This is a genomic window from Devosia sp. 919 (assembly GCF_013185965.1).
Classification (GTDB): domain Bacteria; phylum Pseudomonadota; class Alphaproteobacteria; order Rhizobiales; family Devosiaceae; genus Devosia.
This window is the reverse complement of record NZ_JABAOL010000001.1, coordinates 563,239-575,943: the sequence shown is the minus strand read 5'-3', so window position 1 is coordinate 575,943 and position 12,705 is coordinate 563,239. Positions and strand designations below refer to the sequence as shown.

Annotated in this window: 13 protein-coding genes, 1 tRNA gene and 1 pseudogene; 9 read left to right on the top strand and 6 right to left on the bottom strand. The window is 58.3% G+C overall.

Annotated elements, in window-relative coordinates; all coding sequences use genetic code 11:
• Positions 1 to 669 precede the first annotated feature (669 nt).
• On the bottom strand, positions 670 to 1,488 hold the full coding sequence (locus HRQ64_RS20035) for a hypothetical protein (protein WP_248308182.1): 819 nt from the start codon (positions 1,486 to 1,488) through the stop codon (positions 670 to 672).
• A 143-nt stretch (positions 1,489 to 1,631) separates the two neighbouring features.
• Here HRQ64_RS20035 and HRQ64_RS02740 point away from each other — a divergent pair, with 143 nt between their 5' ends.
• From HRQ64_RS02740 to HRQ64_RS02730, 3 genes are all read left to right on the top strand, one after another.
• Positions 1,632 to 2,204 (top strand): hypothetical protein, encoded by a 573-nt coding sequence (locus tag HRQ64_RS02740; RefSeq protein ID WP_172121922.1) that lies wholly within the window; start codon positions 1,632 to 1,634, stop codon positions 2,202 to 2,204.
• Between the two features lie 445 nt (positions 2,205 to 2,649).
• Positions 2,650 to 3,177, top strand: coding sequence for a CreA family protein (locus HRQ64_RS02735; protein WP_172121921.1), 528 nt, complete (start codon positions 2,650 to 2,652; stop codon positions 3,175 to 3,177).
• 122 nt (positions 3,178 to 3,299) lie between these two features.
• Positions 3,300 to 3,935 carry a peroxiredoxin gene (locus HRQ64_RS02730; RefSeq protein WP_172121920.1) on the top strand — a complete coding sequence of 212 codons (636 nt, stop codon included), beginning with the start codon at positions 3,300 to 3,302 and terminating at the stop codon, positions 3,933 to 3,935.
• 76 nt (positions 3,936 to 4,011) lie between these two features.
• On the opposite strand, the gene msrA is transcribed toward HRQ64_RS02730, so the two are convergent.
• Complete coding sequence (msrA, locus tag HRQ64_RS02725; RefSeq protein WP_172121919.1) at positions 4,012 to 4,668, bottom strand: peptide-methionine (S)-S-oxide reductase MsrA; 657 nt, start codon at positions 4,666 to 4,668, stop codon at positions 4,012 to 4,014.
• A gap of 29 nt (positions 4,669 to 4,697) precedes the next feature.
• Positions 4,698 to 5,021 carry a hypothetical protein gene (locus HRQ64_RS02720; protein ID WP_172121918.1) on the bottom strand — a complete coding sequence of 108 codons (324 nt, stop codon included), beginning with the start codon at positions 5,019 to 5,021 and terminating at the stop codon, positions 4,698 to 4,700.
• A gap of 245 nt (positions 5,022 to 5,266) precedes the next feature.
• Here HRQ64_RS02720 and HRQ64_RS02715 point away from each other — a divergent pair.
• Both HRQ64_RS02715 and HRQ64_RS02710 read left to right on the top strand, forming a co-directional pair.
• A tRNA-Ser gene (locus HRQ64_RS02715) sits at positions 5,267 to 5,356 on the top strand.
• Between the two features lie 87 nt (positions 5,357 to 5,443).
• Positions 5,444 to 5,632: a DUF6538 domain-containing protein gene (locus HRQ64_RS02710; RefSeq protein WP_172121917.1), complete on the top strand. Its 189-nt coding sequence runs from the start codon at positions 5,444 to 5,446 to the stop codon at positions 5,630 to 5,632.
• 783 nt (positions 5,633 to 6,415) lie between these two features.
• On the opposite strand, the pseudogene HRQ64_RS02705 reads toward HRQ64_RS02710, so the two are convergent.
• Positions 6,416 to 7,421: pseudogene (locus tag HRQ64_RS02705) on the bottom strand (IS110 family transposase).
• A gap of 326 nt (positions 7,422 to 7,747) precedes the next feature.
• A complete protein-coding gene (locus HRQ64_RS02700; protein ID WP_172121916.1) occupies positions 7,748 to 8,500 on the bottom strand; it encodes an ATP-binding cassette domain-containing protein in 753 nt (250 codons plus the stop codon).
• 196 nt (positions 8,501 to 8,696) lie between these two features.
• On the opposite strand from HRQ64_RS02700, the gene HRQ64_RS02695 reads away from it, so the two are divergent.
• The 4 genes from HRQ64_RS02695 to HRQ64_RS02680 are packed head-to-tail and all read left to right on the top strand — an operon-like array spanning position 8,697 to position 12,114.
• Positions 8,697 to 9,131, top strand: coding sequence for a hypothetical protein (locus HRQ64_RS02695; RefSeq protein ID WP_210258489.1), 435 nt, complete (start codon positions 8,697 to 8,699; stop codon positions 9,129 to 9,131).
• Positions 9,132 to 9,147: 16 nt separating this feature from the next.
• Positions 9,148 to 10,128, top strand: coding sequence for a PQQ-dependent catabolism-associated beta-propeller protein (locus HRQ64_RS02690; protein WP_172121915.1), 981 nt, complete (start codon positions 9,148 to 9,150; stop codon positions 10,126 to 10,128).
• Positions 10,121 to 11,296, top strand: coding sequence for an ABC transporter substrate-binding protein (locus HRQ64_RS02685; protein ID WP_172121914.1), 1,176 nt, complete (start codon positions 10,121 to 10,123; stop codon positions 11,294 to 11,296). The genes HRQ64_RS02690 and HRQ64_RS02685 overlap by 8 nt, the downstream gene beginning before the upstream one ends.
• Positions 11,293 to 12,114, top strand: coding sequence for an ABC transporter permease (locus tag HRQ64_RS02680; protein ID WP_172124765.1), 822 nt, complete (start codon positions 11,293 to 11,295; stop codon positions 12,112 to 12,114). The genes HRQ64_RS02685 and HRQ64_RS02680 overlap by 4 nt, the downstream gene beginning before the upstream one ends.
• Positions 12,115 to 12,239: 125 nt before the next feature.
• On the opposite strand, the gene HRQ64_RS02675 is transcribed toward HRQ64_RS02680, so the two are convergent.
• Positions 12,240 to 12,701 carry a hypothetical protein gene (locus tag HRQ64_RS02675; RefSeq protein WP_172121913.1) on the bottom strand — a complete coding sequence of 154 codons (462 nt, stop codon included), beginning with the start codon at positions 12,699 to 12,701 and terminating at the stop codon, positions 12,240 to 12,242.
• Positions 12,702 to 12,705: the final 4 nt, after the last annotated feature.

The following is a 12,705-nucleotide window of genomic DNA, read 5'->3' as shown; positions in this document are numbered from 1 at the left end:
TTGTCAACCCTTTTCGAAGTCCGCCTTATGGACGAGCGGAGGAGCAAGGGGCTCTGCTGACCCGAGAGCATCGACCATTCGCGACTACTTCAATGCCGTCCGCATCCTTAAACCGAAGGCATTTCTTTTAGAGAATGTTGAAGGATTTGTAAGATGGGGCGGCACCACAATCGTGGAGGAAGAACTTGAGCGCCTTGCCGCGGAAGGCTTAACCTACCGCTGGTCTTCCAAAGTCCTGCGGGCAGCAGAACACGGAGTTCCCCAGAAACGCTCTAGACTATTCATCGTCGGCAACAGGGTAGACATACACAACTCCTTCCCTGAAGCGAGCCACGGCTCCACAGGCAGACCTTTTACCACCGCTTGGGATGCGTGTTCAGCGGCTGATAATGATGGATACGACGAGAACTTGAACCTGAAGGGAAGATGGGCGGGCCTTTTGCCGTCGATCCCGCCCGGGCACAACTATTTGTTCCATACGGCGCGAGGCAAAGGGGAGCCGCTTTTCGGCTGGCGGACGCGTTATTGGTCCTTTCTTTACAAGCTCGATCCAGCACAACCGTCACCCACAATTGTAGCCAGCCCGTCCCAAAACTCAGGCCCCTTCCACTGGGAAAACAGACTCCTCGCTACAGGCGAACTCGCAGCGATTCAGACTTTCCCGGCGAACTACCTTTTTTGCGGCGATAGAGCATCCCGACAGCGCCAAATCGGTAACGCGGTGCCACCCCTGCTCGCTACGGGAATAGGTTTATTTGCCTCCGGCCTATCCCCTCTCAAACTCACCCCTAAAAAGTCCCGCGTTCCTTCCGAGCGTATGGATAGGAATAATAGAGAGAAACGGCTTTCGACCTCACTCCAGTCGAAGCCCTCTGTTTCCTCCATCTGCAACAACATTTTGAAGGCAATGTAGGTTTGGCGGACGGTGTCAGTTCGGCTCCCAATCTGCTTGGCGACCTCTCTAAAGGTAAGCTTTTTGTCATCCACGAGCGACGCTATAAACTCGGCGTTTCCTGCAGGTTTCCACTCCTTGATTCCAGTCACATGCCGGAACCCGAGGTAGGCAGAGACATCATCTCGGCTATCAGCGACGAGCACGGGAAGGCTGGTGAACAATTCGTCGTCCAGTTCCGGCCTGAACGTTGACAAACGATCGGCGAGCCACCGAGGTGGAGCGAACTCGCCAGACACCGCTCCGTGCAGCAGCTTTAGAGCGGCGAGCCTTCGATTTCCCTCAACGACAATTAGGTCCCCTGTAGGTTTGTCATCGACCTCTTCAGCTATAGCAATAAGTGCATCTTGCGTCCAAAAACCGCCCGACTGAGAAAACGAGTCGATAAGTTCCTCTAGGGTCCAAGAAGACATTTCCTCAAGGAGTTCCGGCTGGCTCAAATTCGCGCGACGCTTATCTCTGCCTAGCCTAGGGTTCAAGGAATCCAGCTTCAGACGATCTATAGGCACATACTGAAGACTTTTACTAATTGCCATTGTTGCTCTCCCCCACAGATAGTTTTCTGGAGCAGCTACGTTAGTCAAGGGGAAGTAAACCGAGCCCCAAAACAATCCCCGACTCTCCATTGGGCCTTATCTTCACCTGTTCACAGTCGTGCTCAGGAGAAAGTCCAAAAATTATGCCAAAAATCCTCCGCATCACCCCCGCCTTGGCCGAGCGCCATGAAGCCTTGTGGTTGCGCCTGACGGCGCTGCAGGAGCAGGCTCGCAGCGTCGCGGCGAAAAAGCCCGAGGCGCTGTTGGGCGACGAGGTGCGGATGGCGGCCGAGGCCGTGTTGCATGATGCGCAGCTGTTTGGGCCCAAGCGGCGCGCGCCCGAAAAACTGCCGGCGGCAGCGCCCAGTTGGGGCGGGCTGGCGGTGCAACTGGGGCAGGCGCTGGCGCTGCTCGCGGCCTATGAAGCCAGCCATACCGGCTGGAGCGAAGAAGATCGCTTTCGGGTGTGGCTGACGCGGCCACTGCCGATGCCGGTGCGGCGCTTGTTGCCGGCCGAACAGTTTTCGCCAGAGGGGCGCGACGAGATGCGCTCGATCCGTCAGAAACTGGCCTTGCGCATGGACCGGGCTTTTCGCGATCACTTCAGCCGCGGCTACCAGGCGGGGATTGCCGCCGCCCGGCGGGCCGAGCCGCTCGGGGAAGCGGTGCCGCCGGCGCGGCTTGATCCAGGGTTTCCCGCCATTCGCCAGCTCTAGCGCGCAAAAAGGGGCGGGCAGTTATCCCCGCCCCCTTGCCCGGGGTGTATGGTGCTGCCCATTCCCCCGCAGGAGCGGCGCTGCAGCGACCAGATGGCGGATGGAACAGCCGGGACGGAGTGCGTCGCTGCACGCCGTGGGTCCGAGCCGCATTGGACAGTTCGCCCCCCTGCCGAATTGGGGGGCGCGCTTTGCGAGCTGGATCGGTAAATCCCGGCCGCCCCGAGGCGATGTCGTCTCATTCCAACCATCCCAAGAGGCGCCACCGCCTCGGGGCACCGCTCCCGCCTAGCCGCCCTTGCGGCTATGCCCGCGCGTCCGGAGGACGTCGCGCCTTCCCCTCCCCCGCGGCCCCGGCCAGCGGGCGCGTTCGCACGCCCCTTGCACCCGGCCCCGGCGCGGGCCATCTATGCCCGGCCGCCAACCCCCGGGAGATCTTTGCCTCATGCGCCGTATTGCTCGCCTTGCCGCCCTTGTTCTCCCGGTGCTGGCGCTTGCCGCCTGCGGCGATTCCCGCGAAGTGGGAAGCGTGGGCGTCGACTGGACCGGCAATGACATTGCCATCGATGCCGTGCCCGATCCGGAAGTCGCGGGTGTCGTGTGCCACCTCGCCTATTTCAACCGCGGCTTTATCGATCGCATCTCGCAGGGCAACTGGTTCGAGGACCCCTCCTATTCGGCGCTGGATTGCTCGGCCGTCGGCCCGATCACCGTGGGCGATATTTCCACCCGCCCGGGCGGCGAGGAAATCTTTCGGGAAAACCGCTCGCTGATCTGGAAGTCGCTGCGGGTCACTCGGATCTATGACGCGACCAATGATGCGCTGGTTTATCTCGGCCATGCCCGCCAGATCCAGCAGGGCTCGGGCAAGATGAGCCTGTCGGTCGTGCCGCTGCGTGGCGAAAACGTCACCTGGCTCAACGCCCCGCCCGCCGCCGCGGCCGCCCCTGCCCCCGCACCGGCCGCGCAATAGCACAGCATGGCGCTGCGGACCCTGCCGGCACAAAATCATTCCGCCGCGCCCGGCTTCAAACGGCGTGGCGGAGTACGATATTGTCCTCACAAGCAAACGCCAACGAGCCCAAGGATTGCACCATGGCCATTCTGATCGGCGACACCGCCCCCGATTTCACCCTCGAAAGCACCGAGGGCACCATCCATTTTCACGATTACATCGATGGCTCCTGGGCGGTCCTCTTCTCCCACCCCAAGAACTTCACCCCCGTCTGCACGACCGAACTGGGCTATACCGCCAAGCTCAAGCCCGAGTTTGAAAAGCGCGGCGTCAAGGTGTTGGGTCTTTCGGTCGACAAGCTCGAGGACCATGCCGGCTGGGCCGCCGATATCGAGGAAACGCAGGGCTCCGCCCTCAACTTCCCGCTGCTGGCCGATACCGATGGCACCGTGGCGCGCCAATACGACATGATCCATCCCAATGCCGACAATACGCTGACCGTGCGGTCAGTGTTCGTCATCGGGCCCGACAAGAAGGTCAAGCTCAAGATCGAGTATCCCGCCTCCACCGGCCGGAACTTTGATGAAGTGCTTAGGGTGATCGATTCGCTGCAGCTGACGGCCAAGCACCAGGTGGCAACCCCGGTCAACTGGCAGAACGGGGATGACGTGATCATCGTGCCGGCCGTATCCAACGAGCAGGCCAAGGCAAAGTATCCCGAGGGCTGGACGGAACTGAAGCCCTATCTGCGGATTGTTCCTCAACCCCGCGCCTAAGTGGCGCGACTGTCTTCTCCCTGACCACTCGGGCGGCAGCAATGCCGCCCTTTTCTTTGTGGTGCGTGCGGGCCGCTTATTCGGCCGCCACCCCGGTGCCGATGGCGCAGGCGACCCCGGTCCCCTGCAGCCCGCAATAGCCGTTCGGGTTCTTGGCCAGGTATTGCTGGTGATAAGGCTCGGCATAAAAGAACGGCCCCGCCGGGGCGATCTCCGTCGTGATCGGGCCAAAGCCACGTGCCTTGAGCTGCGCTGCATAAGCGTCGCGGCTCATGCGCACGATCTCCGCCTGCTCGGGCGTCGTGGTATAAATGGCCGAGCGATACTGGGTCCCCACATCATTGCCCTGCCGCATGCCCTGGGTGGGGTCATGCTCCTCCCAGAACGTCTTGAGCAGCTGCTCGAGGCTGATCCGGGCGGGGTCGAACACCACCTTGACCGCCTCGGTATGCCCGGTGCGGCCGGAACACACTTCCTCATAAGTGGGATTGGGGGTGATCCCGCCCTGATACCCCACCGCCGTCACGATGACGCCCGGGAGTTGCCAGAACAAGCGCTCGGCGCCCCAGAAGCATCCGAGCCCCAGATAAATGGTCTGGGCGCCGGCAGGGTAAGGACCTGCGAGCTTTTCGCCGCTGACATAATGATTTTCAGAGGTCACGAGGGGCTGCTCGCGGCCGGGCAGGGCCTCGGCAGCAGTAGGCAGGCTCGTCGGCTTGGTTTTAAAGAACATCGGTTTTCCTTTTGTGCTTTGAAGAGGCGTCAAATTTGACTCTGACGGACAAAGCGCTCTGTTCTGGGCGTGCGGCCCATCACCGCCAGAATAATGCCTGGCACGCCAATCACCGCGAAAGCGGGGTAGGTCAGCAGGACCGCCAAGGCGGTGCCGAGCAGATCAGCAAAGAAACGGCTGGCGAAGAATTCTTGGACGGCCACGAGACTTGGCAGGTGCCAACCGCTCCAGGCCTGGGCGAGGCTGGTAAATTGCAGTGCGTTGGCTGCCAACGACCTGGTTCCATCGACCACCAACAGGACCAGGGCCAAGCCGATCAACCAGGTGCCCACGATCCGAACAAAAAGCCGCATTGGAACCTCTATGGCGTTGCGGAAGCTCGATTAGCGCTTAGGACGAGCGCTTGCCATCGCACACCGCTCCTTGTGACACGCTAGCGCTTGTCCTCACAAGATGGGGATGCTGGAGCCATAAAACAATTGGGTTTACCGTACTGTGATCCCTTGCGTCGGCAGAGCCGATGGGTATATTGCGCCTCGCTCGCACCGGGCTTTCCAGACCGGTCTCCCTTGCTCAACACCAAGGGTACAGGCGATGCGGAGAGATGGCCGAGTGGTCGAAGGCGCACGCCTGGAAAGTGTGTAGGCGGGGAACCGTCTCGAGGGTTCGAATCCCTCTCTCTCCGCCATTTTCCGTAAAAATCCATAGAAATCCTGGAAGTCCTTGTATAGCAAGGCTTTGCCGCACCTGATCGATACAGGAAGGTGATACAGGAATGACTCTAAAACTCTCTCCCCTTTGGAAGCATCCTCAGAGCGGAATCCTCTATGCCCGTCTTTGGGTGCCGGTGGACCTGCAACCGATCGTGGGAAGGACGGAAGTCCGAAAGACCCTCGGTACTCGCGACCCCAGGATCGGGGCGCGCATCTACAAGCAGACCGTGGCCCGCATCGAGGCCGAATAGGAGGAGCTCCGCCTAGCGGCCGCCGAGATGTCAGTGGTACCGGCTCGCAGGAGGGGCGTTGTTGCCATGGCGACTGCGGAATGCCGCAGACATCGCTACCGTGGAGCCGAGGACCGCACTCGTCATCAGCGTCAACGCCTTGGACAGTGGTCTGGCCTATGCTCGTGCCGGCATGGGGATCATCGGTGCATTCAGCAATTGGTGTAAGCATGATTTTCAATCCGGCACGCTGGTACCCATCCTGCAGGATTGCTGGATGGCATTCGATGGTCCCCGCCTATATTACCCCAGCCGTTTCGCCAGCGCGCCGTTAAGGGCGTTCATTGATCTTTGCCAGAGCCGCGCCAGCAAAGGGTAGCGACAGATGTCAGGTCGCTATCGCACGCAACATCATCTCTCTTGTCCTTGTGCGATCGGAATCATGTCGTTCGTGGCCCATCATGCCTTGCGCCAATGTCCGCTCTTAGGAAGGGACTTGAGGTCTCTGAACGGCCTCTGTGGATGGCTCCCGCATTGCAAGAGATAATTCGACGTTCTGGCGTTGGTCGGGTGCAGTCTTCTGTGCGGCCTGTTGATGCAGCCGTAGAGACTGCTGGCCTTGATGGGGTCGGCAAACAAGGTCCCAATCTGAAATTCAGGCTATTGCGCCTCGGTCGTTCGACGGGTTGTCTCTGTTCCGGCCTGACCGGTTTCGCCATCACATCGCTTCGCTCTCACAACCTCATGGAGCCGGTTGATCGGCTCAAACTGGATCTTGCTTCAAGTTACAATCTTTTCCTGGTTTTACGCTGCAAGGCTGCGGGCACGGCGAGCTTGGTAGACCTCGCCGCGAGCCATGACCGCCCAGACAACACGGGCCATTTTGTTGGCCATGGCCACGCTCTCAACACGCGCCGGCTTTCGGGCAAGGAGCGCCAGTAGATAGGGATCGGCTGCCTCGGGCTTATACCTGGCCCGGCGGACCAGAGAGGTCGCGCCGATCACCAAGAGCTTCCTCAGATACCGATCGCCCATTTTGGTGATGCGACCGAGCCGGTCCTTGCCACCACTCGACTTCTGCGAGGGTGTCAGTCCCAGCCAGGCGGCGAATTCTCGACCAGAACGGGACTGTCCCGGGTCGGCAACCGATGCCGCCAGTGCTGTGGCGCCAACAGGACCTATGCCAGGAATGGTCGATAGTCGTCGCGCCACCTGGTCAGTTCTCTGCAGAGCGATGATCGCGCGGTCAATCGCCTGCAAACGGACATGGGTGTCGAGGACCTGAGCACAGAGACGATCGAGAATCTGCTTGGCTACAACGGGCACATCTGGTTCGAATTCACTGACCGCGATCTGACGCGCCAGCCCAAGCGCCCGCTCCAGACCTACTGGGATGTCGATGCCGACCTCGGCCAAGAGGCCGAGGATCATGTTCACCAACAGGGTGCGCTGTTTAACCAGAAGATTGCGTACCCGATGCACCGACAATGCTGCTGCTGCTCGGTCGACTTCTTCGCCACGAAACGCATGGTGGGGCGGGTCACGGGCTCGCAAATCGCTTCCGCGTCCACCGCATCGTTCTTGCTGCGCTTCACATAGGGACGTAGGCCGGCGGCATGATACGGATCTCATGACCAAGGTTTGTCAGCTGGCGAGCCCAATGGTGGGATGTGCCACACGCCTCAATGCCGATCAGACAGGGTGGTACCCTGGTGAAGAACGGCAGAACCTGCGATCGCCGAAGTGTTTTGCGTACAACAACACCTCCAGACGCATTAACGGCATGAACCTGAAAAACACTCTTGGCCAGATCTAGTGGTAATCTGCGTGGCGGATGGCTCCTTTGCTCGGGTTGCCTGATAGCAAACCCACTTTGGCACTCAGATGCCGGGAGCGGAAGCCATCCACCTCATCTGAAATGGGGGCAAAACTGACGGACAGCGTCTGGAATCTTGATTGCCGTCATTCTGATGGGCACGTAAACTGCCGAAGTCGGCTCCCCTGCTGACCCTCACCGAGTTGACCGCCAGGGGGTGCTTTTGTAAGGATCTACTAAGGAACCTTCTGACTAGAAACAAATGCTATTTGGAGAAACGTAACGCGGCCGCTGCCCGCACCACATTTGTGTGCCCTGCGCTATAGATCAGCCTCGCTGCCGGACGGCCCCGCGAGCGCAACATAGGCTTGTGTGAGAGAGTCGGTCCCGGCGATCAACTTCAGCTCCGCCGGCGGGCCGTTGTGTAACACAGAACCGTTTCTGATCAGCACGACCCGGTCCGCATCCTCTACCTCATCGACCAGGTGGGTGGCCCAAAGGATCGAAGTCCCCTCTACCCTGCGGATGGTTTCGATGTGGCGCACGAACAGGCGCCTTGTTGGGATGTCCAAGCCTACGGTAGGTTCATCCATCAGCAAGAGCTTAGGCCGATTGAGAAGCGCGCGGGCTATTTCGAGCCGCCGCTGGTTGCCGCCGGACAATGTCCGGACCGGCTGGTCAAGAAGGTCCGTGATTTCTAAAAGATTCGCCAGTTCACCAATCCGTGCCCGCAAGTTACGTCCCGCAAGGCCGAACAGCGCTCCGTGAAAGGAAAGGTTAGCTTGCCCAGTCATTTCGACATCGAGCGATCGGCTCTGGAACACCACACCTAACTTGGAGAGAATTGCCGAGCTGCTCTTACGGTAACAAGAGCCGAAGAGTTTCACCTCACCAGAATCAGGTCGAAATAGGCCGGCAGCAATTTGAAACAAAGTAGACTTTCCTGCCCCATTTGGACCAAGCAATGCTACTAGCTCCGAGGTTCCCACGCAAAAGCTCATCCCCCGCAATGCTTCAGTCTGGCCATATGACTTTCGTATGGCGATCAATTGAAGAACCGGTTTGCTGATCATGCTCGCGGGCCACTCTGTATCGTGAAACAGGCAAGATTTCGCGGTAGCAACCTAACCGTGCAGCTTGGCTTGGCTTTGTTAAGGTTGCGCCTCCAGGTTATGCTGCTAAGCTTACCAGGGTCAGGCTAACACAAGAGACCTAAGAGCAGACATAAAAAATAGTTGTTGCAAATGCAACATACGACCGGGAGGCGAAATGACAAACCTGATGAGCAGGGCTTTATTTGCCCTGAGCGTAACCCTTGCTTGCCATTCGGCAATCACACCAGCTGTGGCTGAAGGCAATTTAGCCTCGAACCCCACCGCTCTGGATTTACATATCAATAGTGACGAATTGACTTTCTCTAGCACGGAATACCGGCTCGAAACTGGCAAGTACTACAACTGGAACATTGAGCACGACGGGGGTGAGGAGTTCTCGGTGGTCGCGCCCGAGCTTTTCCGCAATGCCTGGATTAATCAGATCGTGATCAACGATCTGGAGGTAAAGGCGTTCGGTCTCTACTCGGTCGAGTTCGACGACGCAGGCACTATCAGCGTTTCTTTTGTGCCAATTAGACCCGGTGAGTATGCCTTTTATGTGCCCGGCTACGAAAATCGCGGCTTAGCCGGCAAGTTCATTGTTAAGTGATGTAGAGGGCACTGCAATGAAACTGGCAATTCGCCTGCTCACCCCCTTCTTCCTAATGCTTGTCGCGGTCATAGGTGTCGAAGCCGCAGGCACGGGGCTGATGTTCGTGTCCGCCGAGAAGGGTAACGAAGTTGTCGTCCTCGACCAGGAACACAACATCATCAAGCGCATTCCGACGTCACGCCGACCACGAGACATGCACTTCAACTCGGAGAAGACACTGCTCTATGTAGCCTGCGGGGACGATGACGCCATCGACATCATCGATGTCGCCACACTCGAGGTCGTGGACTCCATACCCACAGGGCCGAGTCCAGAAGTGTTTGCCTTCACGCCTGACGAGAAGATCATCTACGTTTCCAACGAAGAAGACTCTGCACTGGAGGCCATCGAACTCGAATCCCGCTTGACGGTCAGCAACATACCTACAGGAGCAGAACCCGAGGGGGTGTTGGTCACACCCGACGGCAAGACTGCCTACGTCACCTCCGAAGTTGCCGATATGGTGCATGTGATCGACACTGCCACGAGTGCGGTGATCGAGAACATTGTGGTCGGCACCCGTCCTCGGCGCTTTATTCTTACACCCGATGGATCGGAGCTTTGGGTGTCATGCGAGCTTTCGAGCGAGATCTACATCATAGATACTGCGACGAACGAAATCAAAGGCGATAGCTTGGTATTCGTGCCACCTGGGTTCCGCGAGGAAGACGTTACCCCGGTCGGAATGGCCATCACACTCGATGGCAGCAAGGTGCTGGTCAGCCTTGGTCGGGCCAATCACATCGCCGTTGTGGATACCAACACCTATGAAGTTCTAAAGTATGTTCTGGTTGGTCGCCGCGCATGGTCAGTTGACCTCTCTAGCGACGAGAAGACGGCAATCGTAGCGAACGGGCTTTCCGACGACATAACAATAGTCGACATGGCCTCCATGGAACCAATTCGCTCAATTCCGGTGGGTCGCGTCCCCCATTCGGTGGTCATCGATGATTAGCGCCAAAGCACTGTTTGTGTCAGCCACCATTCTGCTGTGCGTGGTGGGAACGGCCTTGGGTCAGCAGCAAGTCAAGATCGGATATCTCGGCCGCGAGGACGATCCTCGGTACGATCCCGATGTGGTCTATGCCCGTATTGAGGTTGCTCCCGGCGGCAACCCGGTCGAGGGCGCCATTTTGGGAATCGAAGATCTCAAGATCATATCCGAAGCTTCAGGGCGGGCATTCGCCCTCGATCACCAGCAAGCCTCTGAACTAGCAGGGCTGACAGTAAAGCTCAATGAGATGGTCAAGGGTGGCGAAAGCTTTGTCATCCTAGACTTGCCCGCTCCTTTGCTGGACCAGCTTGCAGCGTTTGCTAGAGATCTTCCGGTGACTTTGGTGAACGCCACAGCCCCTGAAGACTTCCTGCGCAACCGCTGCTATCCAAACCTGCTGCACACGGCAGCTTCAGACCGGATGCACGCGGATGCCATTGCCCAATATCTGCGCACGCGCAACTGGACCCGGGTTCTTGTTCTAGTGGGCGAGCAATCACGTGACAAGGCAATTGCCGAAGCGTTCCAGGGGGCGGCCGACCGTTTGCGACTCGATGTGGTGGATACCCGCTCTTTCACGCTCGCGACCGACCCCGCAAGTCGGGAGGCTAACAACACGCTCCTGATTACGGGTGGCGCGGATTACGACGTGATCTATGTCGCCGACTCGGACGGAGAGTTTGCACGTTATCTACCCTATGCCACGCAGTTGCCGAGACCGGTTCTGGGATCGACAGGACTGATATCCTCCGAATGGCAGTGGTCCTCCGAACGCTACGGCGCACCACAGGTAACATCGCGCTTTGCGGACCTCGCTAGTGGGAGACGCATGGCCGGCTCTGATTGGTCCACCTGGATGGCAGCGAAGGCGATCGTCACCGCCTACGCTAAAGCGCGCTCCGATGATCCTGCTAAAATTGCAGAGTATATGCGGAGCTCCCGTTTCAAACTGGACGGTTCGAAGGGTGTGCAGCTGGGCTTCCGTTCTTGGGACGGGCAGATGCGGATGCCACTCATGCTTGCGACGCACAACGCCGTCATTGTGCAAGCACCGCTTGAGGGTTTTGCGCACCAGATCAACGATCTTGATACGCTAGGCACGGACGAACCGGAACATCAGTGCGAATAACGGCTGCCTATCTATGGCTCGGCTTGTGGGCGGTAACACGCCGAGAAATTGCGAAATTCGTTCGTCAGACCGAGAGGTTGTTGGCGGCCTTGGTACGCCCGACACTTTGGCTGCTTGTGTTTGCTTCGGGGCTGCACGACCTCCTTGGGGTATCGATAATCCCTCCTTATAGAACTTACACGCCGTACCAGGAGTACATATTACCCGGGCTCATGGGGATCGTGATCCTCTTTCAGTGCATGCAGTCGGCGCTATCCATGATTTATGACCGTGAAGCTGGCGTCATGCGAGTAATGCTAGTCAGCCCCCTACCCCGGAGCTTCTTGCTATTCGCTAAAATTGCTGCAGCTACGATCCTCTCAGTTTTACAGGCTTATGCTTTTTTGATCGTTGCGCTCGTCCTGGACACCGGTCTGCCAAGCGCGGGCTACCTAACAGTTTTGCCTGCCATGATCCTTACCGGCATAATGCTGGGCTCAATTGGGCTGCTGGTGTCAGTATATACGCCGCAAATCGAGAACTTTGCTGGGATGATGAACTTTGTTGTTTTCCCGATGTTCTTTCTGTCATCCGCCCTATACCCACTGTGGAAGTTGAGGGAGGCCGGAGCGGAGGCAATCTATTACGTGTCCCTGTGCAATCCGTTTACCCACGCCGTCGAATTGATGCGCTTTGCGGCATACGGGCAGTTCAACGTTGTGTCTGCTGCGGTTGTCGCGGGATCGGCTTTCATCGCGTTTGTCCTAGCGGCGAGGGGCTACGATGCACACACTGGTGCCATTCGCCGGATTAAACGCCCTAGCGCCCTGACTAGGTAGGTCGCAGCCGCATAACCGGGCTCATTGCGGCCCGCCAATCAGCTCGACCGCCAATCTCCATGCAGGAATTGAACAGGCCGGGCCTTGCCCAGCCTGATGGTACTCATAGACCGGCCAAGTCGGCACTACACGCCGTCAAAATCGGATACAAAGAGCAGGATTGTCCCGTTATCCGCGCTTTCGGCCCAGACCACATGCTCAGGGGTTAGCCCCTCATCCTCAAGGTAGCCGACAGCCTCCTGATTATCAGAGATCAAAGCTCGCAAGGCCTCGATGTCCTGCGCATGTTTGTCAATTTCCGTCTGCAGGCTCGCCTTGTCAGCGTTTGCAAGTGATGCGATTGACACGACTGTATAGGTGGACGTTCCTTCTAAGGCAGTGTTGGCTGCGGTGAAATCCGCGTTTCCAAAGGTCTCCAGGAAAGCGCTGAAGTCGTGGTACTCGCCTTTTTGTTGGCTTGTAACATCAGCGGAGGGTGCAGTCGTCGTTCCGGCGTTCTGGCCGGTAGAATTAGCAGACTGCGCATGTGCAGTCGCGGCAAAGGGCATGCTCAGCACTATGGCGAGCACCAGGGTATTCATCCTCATTGTA

Bases quoted from the DNA above. Each gene is read 5' to 3' on its own strand.
- msrA (WP_172121919.1), bottom strand. From the start codon at position 4,668: ATGTTCTTTAAAACCAAGCCGACGAGCCTGCCTACTGCTGCCGAGGCC.
- HRQ64_RS02720 (WP_172121918.1), bottom strand. From the start codon at position 5,021: ATGCGGCTTTTTGTTCGGATCGTGGGCACCTGGTTGATCGGCTTGGCC.
- HRQ64_RS02685 (WP_172121914.1), top strand. From the start codon at position 10,121: ATGATTAGCGCCAAAGCACTGTTTGTGTCAGCCACCATTCTGCTGTGC.
- HRQ64_RS20035 (WP_248308182.1), bottom strand. From the start codon at position 1,488: ATGGCAATTAGTAAAAGTCTTCAGTATGTGCCTATAGATCGTCTGAAG.
- HRQ64_RS02740 (WP_172121922.1), top strand. From the start codon at position 1,632: ATGCCAAAAATCCTCCGCATCACCCCCGCCTTGGCCGAGCGCCATGAA.
- HRQ64_RS02710 (WP_172121917.1), top strand. From the start codon at position 5,444: ATGACTCTAAAACTCTCTCCCCTTTGGAAGCATCCTCAGAGCGGAATC.
- HRQ64_RS02730 (WP_172121920.1), top strand. From the start codon at position 3,300: ATGGCCATTCTGATCGGCGACACCGCCCCCGATTTCACCCTCGAAAGC.
- HRQ64_RS02675 (WP_172121913.1), bottom strand. From the start codon at position 12,701: ATGAGGATGAATACCCTGGTGCTCGCCATAGTGCTGAGCATGCCCTTT.
- HRQ64_RS02735 (WP_172121921.1), top strand. From the start codon at position 2,650: ATGCGCCGTATTGCTCGCCTTGCCGCCCTTGTTCTCCCGGTGCTGGCG.
- HRQ64_RS02700 (WP_172121916.1), bottom strand. From the start codon at position 8,500: ATGATCAGCAAACCGGTTCTTCAATTGATCGCCATACGAAAGTCATAT.
- HRQ64_RS02695 (WP_210258489.1), top strand. From the start codon at position 8,697: ATGACAAACCTGATGAGCAGGGCTTTATTTGCCCTGAGCGTAACCCTT.
- HRQ64_RS02690 (WP_172121915.1), top strand. From the start codon at position 9,148: ATGAAACTGGCAATTCGCCTGCTCACCCCCTTCTTCCTAATGCTTGTC.